Origin of the sequence: Nonlabens dokdonensis DSW-6 (genome assembly GCF_000332115.1) — a bacterium.
GTDB classification, from domain to species: Bacteria; Bacteroidota; Bacteroidia; order Flavobacteriales; family Flavobacteriaceae; genus Nonlabens; species Nonlabens dokdonensis.
This window is the reverse complement of record NC_020156.1, coordinates 2641829-2658229: the sequence shown is the minus strand read 5'-3', so window position 1 is coordinate 2658229 and position 16401 is coordinate 2641829. Positions and strand designations below refer to the sequence as shown.

The 16401-nt window shown below is 34.1% G+C and carries 23 protein-coding genes; 11 read left to right on the top strand and 12 right to left on the bottom strand.

From position 1 onward, the window contains the following. Positions 1-20: 20 nt before the first annotated feature. Genes DDD_RS11660 through recF form a run of 4 tightly spaced genes read right to left on the bottom strand, consistent with a single transcriptional unit; the run spans position 21 to position 2343 of the window. On the bottom strand, positions 21-320 hold the full coding sequence (locus DDD_RS11660; RefSeq protein ID WP_015363073.1) for a DUF721 domain-containing protein: 300 nt from the start codon (positions 318-320) through the stop codon (positions 21-23). Then, positions 307-717, bottom strand: a complete 411-nt coding sequence (locus DDD_RS11655; RefSeq protein WP_015363072.1) for a lipocalin-like domain-containing protein — start codon at positions 715-717, stop codon at positions 307-309. Before DDD_RS11655 ends, DDD_RS11660 begins: the two co-directional genes overlap by 14 nt. Positions 718-721: 4 nt before the next feature. Beyond that, positions 722-1267: a hypothetical protein gene (locus DDD_RS11650; protein ID WP_015363071.1), complete on the bottom strand. Its 546-nt coding sequence runs from the start codon at positions 1265-1267 to the stop codon at positions 722-724. Continuing rightward, positions 1264-2343 (bottom strand): DNA replication/repair protein RecF, encoded by a 1080-nt coding sequence (gene recF / locus DDD_RS11645; protein WP_015363069.1) that lies wholly within the window; start codon positions 2341-2343, stop codon positions 1264-1266. Before recF ends, DDD_RS11650 begins: the two co-directional genes overlap by 4 nt. A gap of 185 nt (positions 2344-2528) precedes the next feature. Between recF and DDD_RS11640 the strand changes: the two genes are divergently transcribed. Further along, positions 2529-3320 carry a tetratricopeptide repeat protein gene (locus DDD_RS11640; RefSeq protein WP_015363068.1) on the top strand — a complete coding sequence of 264 codons (792 nt, stop codon included), beginning with the start codon at positions 2529-2531 and terminating at the stop codon, positions 3318-3320. Between the two features lie 6 nt (positions 3321-3326). After that, positions 3327-3848 carry a 6,7-dimethyl-8-ribityllumazine synthase gene (gene ribH, locus DDD_RS11635; RefSeq protein ID WP_015363067.1) on the top strand — a complete coding sequence of 174 codons (522 nt, stop codon included), beginning with the start codon at positions 3327-3329 and terminating at the stop codon, positions 3846-3848. 180 nt (positions 3849-4028) lie between these two features. On the opposite strand, the gene DDD_RS11630 is transcribed toward ribH, so the two are convergent. The 6 genes from DDD_RS11630 to pheT all read right to left on the bottom strand — a co-directional run bounded on the left by DDD_RS11630 (position 4029) and on the right by pheT (position 8596). Next, the gene (locus tag DDD_RS11630) at positions 4029-4217 is read right to left on the bottom strand and encodes a hypothetical protein (RefSeq protein WP_015363066.1); all 189 of its coding nucleotides are present in this window, start codon (positions 4215-4217) and stop codon (positions 4029-4031) included. Continuing rightward, entirely contained in the window at positions 4210-4404 is a 195-nt protein-coding gene (locus DDD_RS11625; protein ID WP_015363065.1) for a hypothetical protein, read from the bottom strand. The genes DDD_RS11630 and DDD_RS11625 overlap by 8 nt, the downstream gene beginning before the upstream one ends. Before the next feature lie 93 nt (positions 4405-4497). Beyond that, a complete protein-coding gene (locus DDD_RS11620) occupies positions 4498-4680 on the bottom strand; it encodes a hypothetical protein (RefSeq protein WP_015363064.1) in 183 nt (60 codons plus the stop codon). 145 nt (positions 4681-4825) lie between these two features. Further along, positions 4826-5545, bottom strand: coding sequence for a hypothetical protein (locus DDD_RS11615; RefSeq protein ID WP_015363063.1), 720 nt, complete (start codon positions 5543-5545; stop codon positions 4826-4828). Between the two features lie 147 nt (positions 5546-5692). Beyond that, the gene (locus DDD_RS11610) at positions 5693-6109 is read right to left on the bottom strand and encodes a hypothetical protein (protein ID WP_015363061.1); all 417 of its coding nucleotides are present in this window, start codon (positions 6107-6109) and stop codon (positions 5693-5695) included. A 63-nt stretch (positions 6110-6172) separates the two neighbouring features. Next, positions 6173-8596: a phenylalanine--tRNA ligase subunit beta gene (gene pheT / locus DDD_RS11605; protein ID WP_041567125.1), complete on the bottom strand. Its 2424-nt coding sequence runs from the start codon at positions 8594-8596 to the stop codon at positions 6173-6175. Positions 8597-8794: 198 nt separating this feature from the next. Here pheT and DDD_RS11600 point away from each other — a divergent pair, with 198 nt between their 5' ends. From DDD_RS11600 to DDD_RS11570, 7 genes are all read left to right on the top strand, one after another. After that, complete coding sequence (locus DDD_RS11600) at positions 8795-9472, top strand: SIR2 family NAD-dependent protein deacylase (RefSeq protein WP_015363059.1); 678 nt, start codon at positions 8795-8797, stop codon at positions 9470-9472. Positions 9473-9474: 2 nt separating this feature from the next. Beyond that, entirely contained in the window at positions 9475-10107 is a 633-nt protein-coding gene (locus tag DDD_RS11595) for a hypothetical protein (RefSeq protein WP_015363058.1), read from the top strand. A gap of 35 nt (positions 10108-10142) precedes the next feature. Continuing rightward, positions 10143-10613 carry a hypothetical protein gene (locus DDD_RS11590; RefSeq protein WP_015363057.1) on the top strand — a complete coding sequence of 157 codons (471 nt, stop codon included), beginning with the start codon at positions 10143-10145 and terminating at the stop codon, positions 10611-10613. A gap of 31 nt (positions 10614-10644) precedes the next feature. Further along, positions 10645-11205, top strand: coding sequence for a hypothetical protein (locus tag DDD_RS11585; protein WP_015363056.1), 561 nt, complete (start codon positions 10645-10647; stop codon positions 11203-11205). Between the two features lie 56 nt (positions 11206-11261). Continuing rightward, positions 11262-12602, top strand: a complete 1341-nt coding sequence (gene purB / locus DDD_RS11580; RefSeq protein ID WP_015363055.1) for an adenylosuccinate lyase — start codon at positions 11262-11264, stop codon at positions 12600-12602. 261 nt (positions 12603-12863) lie between these two features. Then, positions 12864-13019, top strand: a complete 156-nt coding sequence (locus DDD_RS11575; RefSeq protein WP_015363054.1) for a YqaE/Pmp3 family membrane protein — start codon at positions 12864-12866, stop codon at positions 13017-13019. Between the two features lie 44 nt (positions 13020-13063). After that, positions 13064-13630 carry a hypothetical protein gene (locus tag DDD_RS11570; protein ID WP_236613376.1) on the top strand — a complete coding sequence of 189 codons (567 nt, stop codon included), beginning with the start codon at positions 13064-13066 and terminating at the stop codon, positions 13628-13630. A gap of 79 nt (positions 13631-13709) precedes the next feature. On the opposite strand, the gene DDD_RS11565 is transcribed toward DDD_RS11570, so the two are convergent. Continuing rightward, entirely contained in the window at positions 13710-14411 is a 702-nt protein-coding gene (locus tag DDD_RS11565) for a hypothetical protein (protein WP_015363052.1), read from the bottom strand. Positions 14412-14694: 283 nt separating this feature from the next. Here DDD_RS11565 and DDD_RS17295 point away from each other — a divergent pair, with 283 nt between their 5' ends. Both DDD_RS17295 and DDD_RS11560 read left to right on the top strand, forming a co-directional pair. Then, a complete protein-coding gene (locus DDD_RS17295; protein WP_052329266.1) occupies positions 14695-14865 on the top strand; it encodes a YqaE/Pmp3 family membrane protein in 171 nt (56 codons plus the stop codon). Between the two features lie 110 nt (positions 14866-14975). Continuing rightward, positions 14976-15749 carry a class I SAM-dependent methyltransferase gene (locus tag DDD_RS11560; protein ID WP_015363049.1) on the top strand — a complete coding sequence of 258 codons (774 nt, stop codon included), beginning with the start codon at positions 14976-14978 and terminating at the stop codon, positions 15747-15749. A gap of 23 nt (positions 15750-15772) precedes the next feature. On the opposite strand, the gene DDD_RS11555 is transcribed toward DDD_RS11560, so the two are convergent. Beyond that, positions 15773-16372, bottom strand: coding sequence for a hypothetical protein (locus DDD_RS11555; protein ID WP_015363048.1), 600 nt, complete (start codon positions 16370-16372; stop codon positions 15773-15775). Between the last annotated feature and the right edge of the window lie 29 nt (positions 16373-16401).

The window sequence follows — 16401 nt, the reverse complement described above, 5'->3', positions numbered from 1 at the left end:
TACGGTAAATTTAATAATAGTTACCTCAACACCAACTTTTCGATCATCTCTCTTCCTAAATGATCGTTTAGGTTTTTAATAATTTTTGCTCTACCGTAAAGTAATTCTTGTCTCAATACAGATGAGGAAAGACTTATAAAAAGTGTTCCAGTAGTAAATTTAACTTGTGTTGTATAATTGGTGACACCTGCGCCCATCACCTCTTTCCAGGCTGTTTCTACATCCACTTTCTGGAAACCCTTCTGCAGTTTATCTTGAGCTTTAAAATCACTCAAAACATCACTCATGCGCACAAAATCTTCTTTTTTATTGTTCCTCATTAGGAGTATATGTTTTATAAGTATAACGCGTTCCATTTTCATGTAAAAGTACTAGCGTTTCTTTAGTAGCTTTTTCAACTGTTTGTTTGTAGGATGCTTCTCCTTCTTGAAAGGTAAGCCGTAAATCGCCGTCTTTCTCTTCCCACTCAAAATAAATAGGATTACCATAGCTTATAAAACCACCATCATAAGTTGGGCTTACTCTATTTTTGACTCCTTTGTAACCATCTATTTCAAAATGATCCATGTGGTTAGAAAAAGGAAATTCTCGTTCACTTCCGTCAGGCATTAAAACCTGCTCAATATTCCAGTATCCTTCTACGGCCTTTATTTTATCTTCATTACTGGTACAAGAGATAACAACTGACACGAGAATTAAATAGATGATTTTTTTCATTTCTTTATTTTAAAATTGAAGAGTTAATGAACTCGAGCTCACTCTTCGCTAATAAGTAATCATTTTTTGAAATTCCTCTCTTTTCAAATGAAGAGGAATCTAGAGATACTTTAGCACTAATCAGCTTCTCTAAACCTCCAAAGTATGTCTCTTTTTCCCAAACACCGAGATTAGTTGTATTTGTAAAGTCTTTATTAATCTCTAGCAAAATATATGATTTTTTTTCTCTTGGAGATTTCTCATGAAGTTTAGAGTACCCAGAAGATCGATAGAAATAAACAGAATCACCTTTGACAATTAACTGATTATTAAATTTATAATTATTATCAATATCATAGTCTACAACATATTTCTTTAACTCATAATTATCGTTCTTATATAAATTAATTGTGATAACACGATCTAAATTTTCCGTTAAATCCCAAGACTCAACTAGCTTAGCATCCTTCGCAAACGCTCTTAAATCTTTAGGTAAATAATCGTACGAATCATTTTGTTCGCAACTGATCAATAGAAGAATACTTACAATTAAAAAAACGATAAACCTCATAACTTAAATATCTTATAAGATTGCTCCGTTTGTTTGATCACCTCTTCTGTTCGTTCTGGATGGGTATCGCTTATGAATAACTGACCGAATTGCTCGTCATTCACCATATTAATAATTTGCGCCACTCGAGAAGCATCTAATTTATCAAAAATATCATCCAGAAGCAAAATAGGCACCGTACCACTTTCTTGCTTTATAAATTCAAATTGTGCCAATTTTAATGCTGTCAAAAAACTTTTTTGCTGGCCTTGACTACCATATTTTTTTACAGGGTGATCATTAAGCAAGAATAACAGGTCATCTTTATGAGTTCCTACGCTCGTGTACTGTAATTGCAAATCCTTTTGACGTGCATTCTTTAAAACCTGTGTAGGATCTTCATTTGTAAAATCAGCTTTGTAGAAAATATCTACTACTTCTTCGGTACGAGAAATTTGCTGATAGTATTTTCTAAATATGGGCGTGAAAGATTGTAGAAACGCCGTTCGAGTCTCATGTATAGAACCTCCTAAGTCTGCCAGTTGCTCATCATAAACGGCAAGTCCATCGCTATCAAAAGTACGATTGATGTAAAAGTACTTCAGCAATGCATTACGTTGTTGCAACAACTTATTGTAAGTAATCAATTTGTTTAAATAAACAGAGTTACTTAAAGAGATCACACCATCTAGAAATTTACGCCTGGTATCGCTTCCTTCGGTAATCAAATCACGGTCTGCTGGAGAAATTATAACTAGTGGAATCAACCCTATGTGATCACTAATTTTATCATAAATCTTACCGTTGCGTTTTAATACACGTTTGACTCCTTTTTTTGCACTTACTACTATTTTTTCCTCCAGGTCATTTTTAATAAAATTACCATTCACAACAAAAAAGTCCTCGTCGTGCTTGATATTTTGCACCGTAATCGGATTAAAATAGCTTTTTGCAAAAGCAAGGTGATAAATGGCGTCCAGCACGTTCGTTTTTCCTACTCCATTGTTGCCTACAAAGCAATTAATCTTCTCATCAAACTCAAATTCGGCAGATGAGAAGCTTTTATAATTGATAAGACTTATGGAATCGAGCTTCATAGAAATGACTGTAACCTATTGTTTAAGTGATGATTGTGTTGATCTCGCTTTCGCGAAAGCGGTACAACCACCAGCATTTTATAACTTTTACAAATTTAACCTAAGAAAAGGCAGAGAATAAAGCTTTAACCTGTTTTTATATATAGATAAAAATTATATTTTTGCGCGTTCAATTAAAGACAATTATGGCAACTTATAACAAAAGAGGATACAAACCGAAAACGAAACCAGAAAAGGAAGACAACGACGAACTTTTTGATGATTCTGAATCTACAACCGCTGAGGTTTTTAGTACCCTTGATGAAGGTGCTAATAAAACAGAGCAATGGCTAGAGAAAAACCAAAAAGCTATCGTGATCGTGGTAGGTATTATCATTGTTGCTGCTTTAGGTGCGTGGTTGTACAACCAGTTTGTAATGGAGCCTAAGCAAATGGAGGCTGTTGCTGAATCTAATGAAGCAAACAAATACTACGACCTTGCTTTAAATTCTACTGGAAAAGAGAAAGATTCTTTATATACTCTTGCTTTAGAAGGTGCTAATGGAAAATATGGATTGATCCAGATTGCTGAAGAATATGCTGGCACTGATGCTGGTAACCTAGCAAACTATCAAGCTGGTATGGCTTACCTTAATATAGGTGGTGACCAACTTCAAAAAGCAATTGAATACCTAGAGAAGTTTGACGGTGGAGATTCTGTTTTAAACGCTATTGCACAAGCTGGGATAGGTGATGCGCTTGTACAAGCTGGACAGCCAGGTGATGCGATCGCTCATTATATGGATGCTGCAAATTCAAATACAAATGAATTTTCTACTCCTAAGTATCTATTAAAAGCAGGACAAGTTGCTCTTACTACTGGAGATACTTCTACAGCTATAACTGCTTTAGAAAGAATTGAAGAAAATTATCCTGATGCTGCAGAATATAAAACTGCTCAAGTTCTTTTAGGACAAGCAAGAGCAGCTTCTAACTAAAACCGTATGGCTACCGCAGGTAAAGATTTATCGCATTACGATAAAGACAGTCTTCCAGACGCTAGTGATATGCGTATAGGAATCGTAGTATCGGAATGGAATGAAGATATTACTGAAAACCTTTTTAAAGGAGCACATCAAACTTTATTGGATTGCGGTGTAGATAAGGAGCGCATCTTCCGTATGGATGTACCTGGATCATTTGAGTTGATTTATGGCTGTAAGAACATGCAATACTCCAGCTATCCTACAAAGAATAGTAAATTACGTAAAGGCCTAGACGCTATTATTGCCATAGGTAATGTGATACGAGGAGAAACAGCTCACTTTGATTTTGTATGTCAAGGAGTTACTAGCGGTATAAAAGATCTTAATCTTAATAAATCTAAAGTTCCTGTCATATTTTGTGTCTTAACTGATGATACTCATGCACAATCTGTCGCTCGTAGTGGTGGCGTTCATGGAAATAAAGGAAGTGAAGCGGCCGTTGCAGCGATTAAAATGGCAGCGATTAAGCAAGGATTTTAGTTAGTAGTTAGTAGTTAGTAGTTAGTAGTTAGTAGTTAGTAGTTAGTAGTTAAAATAAAAAAATCGGCTATCAAAATAATTATTTTGATAGCCGATTTTTTTATGTAGTATATTGAATCCTAGTAAGATAATTTATTGGAATAATGAAGTAACTTGAATTTTAAACTGTAGGCTTAGTAATCACTTCTTTCTCAATCCTATTAATTGGTAAATTCCTAAAGCTAGAAGACCTGCAGCAAGAATCCATTGATAGGTCTCTACTTCTCCTTCTTGATAAAAACGCTCGTATAATTTCCATGCTCCTATTCCTATAAAAGCTATAGAGAGAACCAAGGTATAAGTGCGTTTGTTAGGATTGTCTTCAGGCATCTTTTTGTGTAAATAAAGTATAAACGATAAACAAGCCGTAAACTATAAATGCAACCGAGAGGATAATCTTCCAAGTTTCTATTGCTGCTCCAGCGACAAAACGTTCATACAGTCTATAACCACCAAAACCGATAAATGCCGCCGCCATAATACCACCTAGAATAGGATTTCTTTTTCTTACTGCCATAACAAATTTTAAAAAACAAAGATAATTGAAATATTACAGCTGGCTAAAGTTTTAAGATAGTAACCTTGTGATGAGGTATGGAATATAAGAGACTTAAAATAGGTAAACGAGCAAGAAAATAACTGCTACAATTATCAACGAGCTATAAACAGTGTTTTTCCATAGTCTAGGAATTGTCTCGCTCTTATAAATACCATAAATCCCAACTGGCGGAATTATAAATAGAAGAGAACCTACCATAATAACATCGTTATACCATTTTTTTCCTTCCTTCATGGTTTGTAGTGTAATTAAATATCAACTGCTATAAAGTTACGCATTTTACATTAAGTATGTTAAACGTGAAAATAAGAGCCAAATAAAAAATGCTCCACTAAAAGCGAGGAGCATTTTAAACAATACGATAATTTAGGGGAATCAATTACGCATTAAAATATTTTGAATTCCATATCGCGGTATTGAAGTTTTTACCTGCCGCAAAAGAATAATACAACACCATACTTGCAATTGATTTAAACGTAAAGAAGAAAATCAATAAGAATTCCACACCTGTAGGATTTTTTGCAAATAAACCATTAGGGATTAAATATGCTGCAAGTAAACTAACGATTACCGTTGAGAATATTAAATTTTCAAAACTTTTAAAACTCCACGCCCATATTTTTCTAAAAGGAGTCAAATCATTTCCCCACTTGTGGATTAAATAAAAATAACCGTTTCCTATAGGAGCAAAAAGTAATGGGTCATCTGCATTTTCTAGTTTGAACATTTTAGAAGGAGCTACAATTTTAAAACCACGCATGGTGATATCGTGCTCTTTTTCCATTTCTTTGATTTTCATCAAAGCTTCATAAGGAATCTCATTCTTGAAATATTTGGTGTCTAGAAATCGCAATCTGTATGTAATACAAATATCTTTAATTTGGTCTACATGATAAATGCGGTCTGTCTCTAATAAATCAATATTAAAATGATTGCGAGGAGTAGGCTTCTGTGGGCTCTTCATACGAAGCATGATCTCATCTTCCTTACGATCTTCTTCTTTTAAAATGGCTGCAACTTGATCTAAAATGTCAGTCTCTTTAAATGCTTTAGCCTTAGATTTTTTGAGCTTGTCTTCAATATTGGTGCGATTCCACATAATAAATTCTTGATTTGAACTTGTTAAAAATAAGAAGTTGCCTATAAATATCAAACTCCTTAATCCCTATGTCGTAAGAGAAGCTTTATTATTTCAGAGATGAGCTGTTAATTTTTTCGCTTTCGCGAAAGCGGAAAATAAAATCAATTAATATCTATTAGGATCTAATGAGTTTTTATAATACTCATTCTTTAAATAGTAATAACGCTCTAAGAAAAGTTGAACGTCATTCTTTAAAAAGAATCGAGTAATTCTTGACACCAACCAAAAAAAGCTAGGGATGACCACAATTAAAAAAGGATTACCATTAATAATATGAATGACAGAAAATAAAGAAGTGATCAATAATAAAAATCCCCAAGAATATCTAAATGGTATGAATTTATTATCGTTACTAACGACATAAAAATCATCATTAGAAGTTGTCAAGCATATTTTACAATTGTTTGGATATTTATTTTTAGGCAAGAAATACCCTTCATATAAAGTAACTTCTCCTGTGTAAAAAGAACTGGTTGCCAAAGATTCCATGATGCTACGTGAAGTTGCATCTCGTTTTATCATAGTTTTCTCTTTATATGCTAGATCAAAAAAGCTTAAAATCTTAGATAAAAACATATCTATTATCTACCTCAACACCGCACCAGCTTGATTTTCTAACTGCTGCTGTATTTTATTCATCGTTTTATCAATTTGCTTATCAGTTAGCGTTTTATTTGAGTCTTGTAACGTAAAGTTCAACGCATAGGATTTTTTACCTTTAGGCAACTTACTACCTTCATAAACATCAAATAATTGTACCGATTTTAAAATCTTCTTTTCAGAATTTAAGGCAATTTCTCTCAATTCTTTAAAACTAACAGATTGATCCACTAATAGTGCAAAATCCCTACTTACCTCTGGGAATTTTGGAATTTCTGTAACAGGAACATGCTCTTTAGAAACCATTTTTAATATCTCATCCCAGTAAATGTTAGCAAAATGTACAGTTACCTCTACACCAAAATGCTTAGCAACTTTCTTTTTTACTACTCCGATATCAGCAATTTTTGCACCACTGTTTAATGCAATTCCTTCACTTAGGAAATCAAGTTTTGTAGGCTTTTCGTTTATTTTATGGATTCCTAATCGTTTTAAAACAGCAATAACTGCTCCTTTTAAATAGAAGAAATCAGCTGGATGAGAAGTACTATTCCAGCTAGGTTCACTTGTGTTACCAGCAGTTAATACACTTAAGTGTTTATTTTCTGTAAACTGTCTTTCTTGGTATTGATGATAAGTATTACCAAATTCAAACAATCGCAAATTTTCTTGCTTCCTGTTTAAATTATGAGCAATAGCTTCTAGACCTCCATAAATCAAACTCTGTCGCATTACCGCAAGATCACTGCTTAAAGGATTGAGCATGCGCACTTCGTTTTTTGGAGAAATATGATCCGTAAGCGTGTGATTTTTTTCAGATGTCAGGCTGTTTGCCATCATCTCAACAAATCCCTGACCTACCAGCTGTTGCGCCACAATATTCTGTAATCTATTGTTCTCTAATTTTGAAGACTTAGCTATGGTTGCATTTAATTTAGAAGAGCTTTCTATACGATCATAACCATATACTCTCAGAATTTCTTCAATAACATCAGCTGGTCTTGTTACGTCATTCCTATATGCCGGAATCGTAAGTCCCAAGCCTGATTCTGTAACATTATTGACGTTAATATCTAAACTTCTTAATATGCTCTTGATCTCTTCTTTAGGTATCTCCTGCCCTATTAATGAATTTACTTTAGCAAAAGGAAGAAATACTTGTTGATCTTCAATTTTTTGAGAATATACATCTGTAATATCACTAGAAATATCACCGCCAGCCGTTTCTTGAATAAGTAACGCTGCACGTTTTAAAGCATACTCAGTAATATTAGGATCGATGCCACGCTCAAATCTAAAAGAAGCATCAGTATTAAATCCGTGACGCTTTGCCGTTTTACGCACACTTACTGGGTTAAAATAGGCGCTTTCAAGAAAAATAGACGTCGTTCCATCAGTCACACCACTATTCTCTCCACCGTATACACCAGCAATACACAATGGTTTTTCTGCATCACAAATCATTAAATCATCTTCATGCAATTTATGTTGCTCACCATCTAAAGTGGTAAATGGAGTATCTTTTTCTAAGGTTTTTACAATGATTTTATTTCCAGAAACTTTAGCCAAATCAAAAGCGTGCAAAGGTTGTCCTAATTCGTGCATGACGTAATTTGTAACATCTACCACATTATTCTTAGGTGCAAGCCCTATAGCTTTTAATCTGTTTTTAATCCATTCTGGTGATTCTGCCACTTTAATTCCAGTAAGCGATACACCACAATAACGAGGTGCAAGTTCAGGTTTCTCCACCTCAATATCCACACGAGCAGAACGGCTTTCTACATGAAAACTACTTACCGATGGTGTAATAAATTCTACAGGATCTTCATTTACGGCAAGACCAGCACGTAAATCTCTGGCAACACCCATGTGAGACATCGCGTCAGCTCGATTAGGTGTTAGTCCTATCTCGATAACATGATCTTCCTCGATCTCAACTACATCTTTAAGCGGTATTCCTATTTCTAAGTTAGAGTCCAGCACCATGATTCCATCATGAGAAGTTCCTAGACCTAACTCGTCTTCGGCACAGATCATTCCGTGACTTTCTTCACCACGTATTTTTCCTTTTTTAATCTTCCAGGCTTCTCCTTTATCGTCATATAACGTAGTTCCTATAGTGGCAACAGGCACCTTTTGACCAGCAGCAACGTTAGGCGCACCACAAACTATTTGAACTGTTTCTGTTCCTATGTTTACCTTAGTTAGTTTTAATTTATCAGCATTAGAATGCTGCTCACAGGACTCTACATATCCTACTACAATACCATCTAATCCACCTTTGACACTTTCAAATTTTTCAACGCCTTCCACTTCAAGACCTAAAGATGTCAATAGAGCGGTATGCTCATCTAACTCACCTGAAATATTTATAAATTGCTTGATCCAGTTATAAGAAACTTTCATAAAAACCCTGCTTTTTTGAGGACGGTAAAGATAGTTATATGCACGCTTTCGCGAAAGCGGAACCACCACAAACCTCAATTTAAGTTTACAGTAAATCTTAGAACACATTCCGCCCTGTCGTTCCGCTGCAGAGCGGAATCGGCTAAAAACTTTCTCAGTTTATTTAAAATCTACTACTTTTAAACGTAAAATATAGAAATGAAAAATCTAGTTGTATTGACAGGTGCTGGTGTCAGTGCCGAAAGTGGTATCGCAACCTTTAGAGATGCAGGCGGGCTTTGGGAAGGACATGATATAATGGAAGTTGCTTCTCCAGAAGGTTATGCCGCAAATCCAGCTCTTGTCCTTGATTTTTATAATAAAAGGCGTGCGCAACTTAAGGACGTTGATCCTAATGAAGCGCATTTTTGTATAGCTGGATTAGAACGTAATTTCCATGTGGACGTGATTACACAAAATGTAGACGACCTACATGAGCGTGCAGGTTCTTCAAATGTAATTCACCTACATGGAGAGCTCAAAAAAGCTAGAAGTTCTAAAAACAGCAACGAAATTCTGGAATGGGAAGATGATATCAATTTAGGAGATTTGAGTAAGGATGGATCGCAATTACGCCCGCATATAGTATGGTTCGGTGAAGAGGTTCCCGCTATGGAGCAAGCTATTGAAATAGTATCAAAAGCCGATGTGTTGCTGATAGTAGGAACCTCGATGCAAGTCTATCCAGCAGCAGGATTAAAAGATTTTGCACCTAGTCACGCTCCTATTTATTTTGTTGATCCAGCACCTAGTTTAGAATCTGCTGGGAGATTGAATGTTATAAAAGAGAAAGCCGGTAAAGGAGTTCAAATGGTAGCTGATTTATTAAGTTTTTGAATATGAAATTCACAACCCTATTCTTGTTCAGCTTATTTTTACTTAGCTGTAAAAATGGCTCTAAAAACCTTGAATATCCACAAAATACGATTAGTCAAGAACAAAAAGAAAAGAGTTTGAACCAAGCCATTGAGAAGGAAAAAACTAAAATAATTGATTATACTAAATCGAACTTACCTACTTATTCAGTGCAACTGTTAGGCTCTAAATATGCATTTATAACATCCATAGATTCTAGTTATTGGTATAAAAACAAAGTAAACGGAATGATTTACGATAGATCAACAAGTACCACAATTTCCGATAGCATACTAATACGTCTCAAATCAGTAGATTCAAAAATAATCAAACAAAATTCCGTTTTTCTTAAAAGCGATTATCCTAAAAATAGTGATACCAAGTATAGAGGTAGAATTCATGAATATATTTTCAAAAACGATTCTATAGCGAGTCAAAGCTTCAACAAATTGTATGGATTAAAACAGCAGTATCCTATGCAATGGCACTTAAGCGTAGAATGGAAGTCTCCTTCTGTTCTGGTATTGAAAAATAATAAAGTATATCATATAATTACAGGTGGTGATTATATGATGGGTATGGAAAAAGAAGTTCAAAGGCTTATCTTTGATAACTAAACAAAATTCCTTAAATTCAACGATACATATTGATTATGAAATATTTAGCAGTAACCATTTTTAGTTTTTTATGTGTTTTATTTACAGGATGCGATACGCACACTAAAGATTATTCAGACCTAGAATCGATTTCTTTCTACAATCATGAAGGGAATGAAATTACGATGGAAGAATTAAAAAAAGACTGGAACGAAACTATCACTAGAGCAAGCACCAAAGATGCTTCCTATGAGCAAGAAATAAAAGAGCTTAAAATTGAAACCATACGAGACAATTCTTCTAACGAAGATTATTTGATTCTTGTAGCATCTACTTCTAATTCAAATGCCTTTTCTGGTAAAGTCATCTCTTCCTTCAAAGATGGCTTTCAACTGCCTAAAGAAACTGTTACCTGCATTAATTGTGGCTCTGAATTTAAAGGAGAGCTTGTTGACGGCACATGGATTTGTGCTGATAATGGTGACAAAATCGATGGCTGTGTGAGAGCTAGTACAACAAGCAACTAGACAAAATTATAGCCTTAGAAATAGCTGGCACATGACACCGCAAGATTTAAAAGAAGAACTCCTACAGCTCAAAGCCTATAAAAAAGACCGTGTACGACTAGGTAAAGTAGCGGTTCACGAGAATTTACTGTCTGAGCTAATTGACCTCTGTCATCCCGAGAGTGCAGTTTCTCATCAAGCTTGCTGGTGTCTAGAACAGTCTTTTTTACTTCATGAAGAGTATTGTTATCCTCATATGGATGCTATTTGTGAATTATATGTACAGCCTTTAAATTCCTCTGGCATGCGCTCCTTAGGAAAAATTAGTAGTATTTGTTCTAAAAATTTCTACAGTAAAAAACCGCATCCTATTCAAGAAATTCTATCTTTCTCGATGCGAGAAAAAATGGTAGAAGGCTGTTTTCAAGAGTTGATTGCTACTAATAAAACGGCAAACATGGCTTTTTCAGTTTACAGTTTGTTTGAATTTGGTAAAGAATTTGACTGGATCTACCCTGAATTAATTCCCATTTTGCAACAAAAACTTCAAGAAGATTATGGCAACGGATTTAAATCTAGTGCACGGAAGATCTTAGCAAAATTAGAATCCTAATTAAAAGGATTTGAACTTTTAAAACCGTATTTTTACACGCTTTAAAGTTAGAACTTATGCCTACTGCTTTACAAGCTATTTCTCCCATCGACGGACGTTATCGTTCTAAAGTCGAATCCCTTGCTAATTATTTTTCTGAGTCTGCGTTGATACGTTATCGCGTTCTTGTAGAAGTGGAATATTTTATCGCTTTAAGCGAAAGCGGAATCAAGCAACTACAACCTTTAACTGAAGAAACTCAGGAACAATTAAAAGATTTGTACCGCAAGTTTACTGATAAAGATGCGCAAGCGATTAAGGACATAGAAAAAGTTACTAATCACGATGTAAAAGCGGTAGAATATTTCCTAAAAGAACAATTTGATAAGTTAGGATTAGCGGCTCATAAAGAGTTTATACATTTTGGACTGACTTCCCAAGACATCAACAATACAGCTATTCCACTTTCTATAAAAGATGCGATAGAAAATGTGTACCTGCCAGAATTAGAAGCTGTACGAGATGAATTGCACAGACTTTCTAAAGAATGGAAAGACATACCTCTTCTAGCTCGTACGCACGGTCAGCCGGCTTCTCCTACTCGTTTAGGAAAAGAGTTTTATGTTTTTGTTGTTCGTATAGAAGAGCAAATGAATATGCTCGAACAAGTGCAGCACGCAGCAAAATTTGGTGGTGCCACAGGAAATTACAATGCACATCACGTGGCATTTCCAGAGGTCAACTGGCAGAAATTTGGTGAAGACTTTGTAGAAAATCGTTTAGGATTAAAGCATAGTTTTCCAACTACTCAAATTGAGCATTATGATCACATGGCTTCTCTTTTTGATAATTTAAAAAGAATCAATACCATACTAGTCGATTTAGACAGAGATATATGGACCTATATTTCAATGGACTATTTCAAGCAAAAAATAAAGGCAGGCGAGATAGGTTCTAGTGCAATGCCGCATAAAGTAAATCCTATTGATTTTGAAAATTCTGAAGGAAATTTAGGAATCGCAAATGCGTTGTTTGAGCATCTGGCTGCAAAGCTCCCTATTTCAAGACTTCAACGAGATCTTACCGACTCCACAGTTTTAAGAAATGTAGGTGTTCCTCTGGCTCATACAGTTATTGCTTTTAAAGCAACGTTAAAAGGCTTAGGTAAATTATTACTGAATAAGTCTAAAATAGCACAAGACCTAGAGAATAATTGGGCCGTAGTTGCAGAAGCAATTCAAACCATCTTGCGTCGTGAAGCCTACCCAAATCCATACGAAGCCTTAAAAGAACTCACTCGTACTAATGAAAAGATAACTGGCGAGAGCATCGCAACCTTCATTGAAACACTAGATGTGAGCGAAGATATCAAGAAAGAAATGCGAGTTATTACACCTAGCACGTTTACAGGGATTTAAGCCACTGATCCTTATTTAATTTAGAACAAGCTCTTAATTATAGTAATTAGGAGCTTTTTTAGTTCTCGCTTTCGCGAAAGCGGAACAATAAAACAGTTTCTTTTTAAAATAATAAATTTAACTTTTTTAGTAAAAAGGCGTTTTATTTTAGATAATTTTTGTTAAATAACAGTAGTAAGTGCTAATTATACATCAATTGATTAAATATTAAGTAAGCTACTCCTAAAAGCTTTTAAATTTGTGGTTATAAAATTAACAGATATGAGCATTTTAACGATTATACTAAACATTTTTATTCCGCCATTAGGTGTGGCTCTTGCAAAAGGTATAGGTAAAGATTTTGTGATCAATTTGATTTTGACATTGATCTTTTTTATCCCAGGAGTGATCCACGCATTTTATGTGACGGCAAAGTAAAAACCAATAAATTAAATTAACACTAAAAAGACTGAATTATGAAGATGAGATTATTATCAATAGTAGCACTTGTAGCTTTATTAGCAAGTTGTGATATTAAAAAAACAGAAAAAGGAGAAATGCCAGAAGTGGATGTAGATGTAACTACTGAAGCTGGTGAATTACCAGAATATGATGTAGACTGGATGGATGTAGACGTAAAGACTACGACCAGAATGGTAGAGGTTCCAAAATTAGTGGTAGTCATGGAAGAAGAAGAGGTAGAAGTACCAGTTCTTGACATCGATATGCCAGGAGAGAAGTCTGAAAGAACTTTAATGGTAGAAACTGAGATCAGCGGAACAGACGCCGATTTAGAAATTCAAGAGGTGCGAGCAACAAAAAATAAATTATATGTTATTGCAACTTTGGAGAAAGAAGATACTGATCTAGACGGGAAAACCATCCGTAAACAAGACCAAATCGATATTAATGCTCCTGCATTAGATGTAGAATATATTGTTGTGGGAGAACGTCCTGACAGAGTTTTTAACAACAATAATAAGTACGTAGCCAGCATGAATGACCTAAGCGCTACAGTAAAAGAAGCGCGAGTGATTTATTCTGACTAAAAATGTCAATTAAATAGCTTTGAAAAAGTAAGACCGATGAATTTCTTCATCGGTCTTTTTTATGTGTTCATACTTGAAATTAATGTATGTGTTTGATAGTTAACGTTCCTAAAGCTGAAGTTATTTTAGAAATATACAATTGGTTTTCTGGAAGTAAACTCATGTCTATTTGATTTTCCACGTATCTTCTATTAATATCTTGAACTAATTGCCCTTGTAGGTTATAGGTTTTTACCGAGTAGTAATCTGCAGTATTAAAGAAAAGTTTATCGCTTACCGCTGTTACCTTAAACTCTTCTTTTTCAAAAGTATTATTACTAAGAGTTGCAGGTTGCCATCCATAATCAGAGCCTTTCAAATCGGCACTTTGTCTACTTAAATCTGTTGTAATGATTATAAAGTACCAGTCATTTACGGTAATTCCTTGTGGTAAATTTACCATATTGAGATTAGGTTCTTCTTGATACATTCTACCAGCTACATCAATCTGAGCGACATAAGCGTTTGCCGTTGCGTCAAAATTAAAAGGTATAAAAGTACTGGTATCATTAAAATCATCATGATAGTCCCATGTGGTTGGGTCTGCATCAGTATCAAAACCAGTATAAAGCAGCAGATTAGGGTTACTCATAGGGTCAAAAATGGTGTAATCATTATTAGAGCCGTAGGTTATAGTCACTAAGCCCGAATTGATATCTACCGGATTAGGAGTTATAACAATTTGCGCTTGAGTATACATGGCAGAAACAATCAAGAAAATAAGTAAAATTCGTTTCATCATCAGAGTATTTTAGAGTAGAGTAAATATAGAGTCTAATTAATTGTTAGAAAAGTTAAGAAAAAAGATTGACGATTTTGATTTAGGAAAATACCTTAATAATTTAATGGTTAAAACACTTTCTGAAAATAAATTTATCAAGACTGTGTCAAATAAAAGTACATATATTTAACGCTTAATGCGCTTTTTAATAGATGAAACTATGTCATACGTCGATATATGTTTGCTTTAAGATAGATTTAATATTAATAAAGGTGAACAAAGTATATGTTTGTAGGAAAAAGCAATGAAAAAGTTAACCATATTTTTGAATATTCTCGCGCCGCCTATAAGTGTTTTCCGTAAAAGAGGATTTGATAATGACCTTGCAATAAATATATTATTTACTATGATGTTATTTATTCCAGGAATAATACATGCTTTTTATATCACTTCTCAGAAAAACGGAATTTTATAAAATTGTCTTCCAACTATTTAATCATTCTACATAATTTATTAGAAACAATAGGCTGAATTTTAAGTTTGATTATCTTTCCATAAATTTTAAGGTAATCAAACTATATTTTTATGGTAAAAGGTAAATCGGCTGGATACGAAGTAGGAGATCTTATCTACGACGCAAGTATCTATGATGCTATGAATTCAAGTCTTGATGATTTAGAATTTTATAGGAAGTGGATGCCAAAAAAAGAGAACTCTCATATTTTAGAGTTGTGCTGTGGTACAGGCAGGCTCACCATTCCACTGGCAGAAGATGGTTATCATATAACCGGCGTAGATTTTACTTCTACTATGCTCGCCGAAGGTTCTAATAAGGCAAAACAAAAAGATTTAAAAATCAAATTTATAAATGCAGATGTACGCTCATTGAGTCTACAAGAAAAATTTGATCTTATATTTATTCCTTTCAATTCTATTCATCATTTGTATAAAAATGAAGATTTGATATCAACTTTTCAAGTAGTACAGAAACATCTCAAAAAAGGAGGCTTGTTTTTACTAGATTGTTACAATCCAAATTTAAACTACATCGTTGAGGCTCAAAAAGATCAATCAGTACTGACGCAATATCAGACTGATGACGGCAGGACCATACGCATTGAACAGAACATGAATTATGAAAGCGCTTCTCAAATTAATCGTATCCAGTGGCATTATTTTATCGATGGACAATTTGATTCTATTCAGAATCTAGACATGAGAATGTATTTTCCTCAGGAGCTAGATTATTATTTAGAACAAAACGGTTTTGCAATAGACCAAAAGTTTGGTGACTTCAAAGAAAGTAATTTTAACAATGAATCTGAAAAACAGATTTACGTTTGCCGTAAGAAAATTTAAATGCTTTTAAAGCTATAGCAAGATCAATCGATCTTCTCATAACGTACATCCAGCTCAATATCAGGCGTATGTTCACGTAAAAAAGCAATAAGATTCAGTATATCTCCATCAGTCATTTTGTATCCACCCAAACGGTCTCTACGACCATCTTTTGCTATTGCAGAAATCTTATTATAGCTGATTTTTATCTTTTGAAATTCTTTTATAGGAGCTGCATAAGTAGCCGTGGATTCTTGAAAATAAAGTCGATCATTCTTTATGATTACAACTCTTTTTTCAAAGGAATCATCTACATATAAATACAAGAATATTGATATTAAAAGCGCAATAATTAAATAGACTAAAAAATTCTTGAAACTCCAAGAAGGAATGGAATTATTCAAATCATCATTAAAAATGCTGTAAATACCTACAATAACAATAAAGTAATTAAAAATATTGAACTGTTTTTTATTTCCAGGCAAATCTATATTTATGCTCTCAGTGTTATTCCATTTGATAAAAATGTGATATATAAAATAAGCAATAATCACTATTGAAAAGCACACCTCTTTGTGTTCTTTAAAAAAATCTAGATTGCGCACCACGATGTATAAGATGACCAAAGTTATAGTGAATAGCATTAGTTTAATGCTCTTATAATCAGACTTCA

Bases quoted from the DNA above. Each gene is read 5' to 3' on its own strand.
- DDD_RS11615 (WP_015363063.1), bottom strand. From the start codon at position 5,545: ATGTGGAATCGCACCAATATTGAAGACAAGCTCAAAAAATCTAAGGCT.
- DDD_RS11620 (WP_015363064.1), bottom strand. From the start codon at position 4,680: ATGAAGGAAGGAAAAAAATGGTATAACGATGTTATTATGGTAGGTTCT.
- DDD_RS11555 (WP_015363048.1), bottom strand. From the start codon at position 16,372: ATGCTATTCACTATAACTTTGGTCATCTTATACATCGTGGTGCGCAAT.
- DDD_RS11625 (WP_015363065.1), bottom strand. From the start codon at position 4,404: ATGGCAGTAAGAAAAAGAAATCCTATTCTAGGTGGTATTATGGCGGCG.
- recF (WP_015363069.1), bottom strand. From the start codon at position 2,343: ATGAAGCTCGATTCCATAAGTCTTATCAATTATAAAAGCTTCTCATCT.
- ribH (WP_015363067.1), top strand. From the start codon at position 3,327: ATGGCTACCGCAGGTAAAGATTTATCGCATTACGATAAAGACAGTCTT.
- DDD_RS11560 (WP_015363049.1), top strand. From the start codon at position 14,976: ATGGTAAAAGGTAAATCGGCTGGATACGAAGTAGGAGATCTTATCTAC.
- DDD_RS17295 (WP_052329266.1), top strand. From the start codon at position 14,695: ATGAAAAAGTTAACCATATTTTTGAATATTCTCGCGCCGCCTATAAGT.
- DDD_RS11655 (WP_015363072.1), bottom strand. From the start codon at position 717: ATGAAAAAAATCATCTATTTAATTCTCGTGTCAGTTGTTATCTCTTGT.
- DDD_RS11575 (WP_015363054.1), top strand. From the start codon at position 12,864: ATGAGCATTTTAACGATTATACTAAACATTTTTATTCCGCCATTAGGT.
- DDD_RS11595 (WP_015363058.1), top strand. From the start codon at position 9,475: ATGAAATTCACAACCCTATTCTTGTTCAGCTTATTTTTACTTAGCTGT.
- DDD_RS11565 (WP_015363052.1), bottom strand. From the start codon at position 14,411: ATGATGAAACGAATTTTACTTATTTTCTTGATTGTTTCTGCCATGTAT.
- DDD_RS11590 (WP_015363057.1), top strand. From the start codon at position 10,143: ATGAAATATTTAGCAGTAACCATTTTTAGTTTTTTATGTGTTTTATTT.
- purB (WP_015363055.1), top strand. From the start codon at position 11,262: ATGCCTACTGCTTTACAAGCTATTTCTCCCATCGACGGACGTTATCGT.
- DDD_RS11610 (WP_015363061.1), bottom strand. From the start codon at position 6,109: ATGATAAAACGAGATGCAACTTCACGTAGCATCATGGAATCTTTGGCA.
- DDD_RS11600 (WP_015363059.1), top strand. From the start codon at position 8,795: ATGAAAAATCTAGTTGTATTGACAGGTGCTGGTGTCAGTGCCGAAAGT.
- DDD_RS11650 (WP_015363071.1), bottom strand. From the start codon at position 1,267: ATGAGGTTTATCGTTTTTTTAATTGTAAGTATTCTTCTATTGATCAGT.
- pheT (WP_041567125.1), bottom strand. From the start codon at position 8,596: ATGAAAGTTTCTTATAACTGGATCAAGCAATTTATAAATATTTCAGGT.
- DDD_RS11585 (WP_015363056.1), top strand. From the start codon at position 10,645: ATGACACCGCAAGATTTAAAAGAAGAACTCCTACAGCTCAAAGCCTAT.
- DDD_RS11570 (WP_236613376.1), top strand. From the start codon at position 13,064: ATGAGATTATTATCAATAGTAGCACTTGTAGCTTTATTAGCAAGTTGT.
- DDD_RS11640 (WP_015363068.1), top strand. From the start codon at position 2,529: ATGGCAACTTATAACAAAAGAGGATACAAACCGAAAACGAAACCAGAA.
- DDD_RS11630 (WP_015363066.1), bottom strand. From the start codon at position 4,217: ATGCCTGAAGACAATCCTAACAAACGCACTTATACCTTGGTTCTCTCT.
- DDD_RS11660 (WP_015363073.1), bottom strand. From the start codon at position 320: ATGAGGAACAATAAAAAAGAAGATTTTGTGCGCATGAGTGATGTTTTG.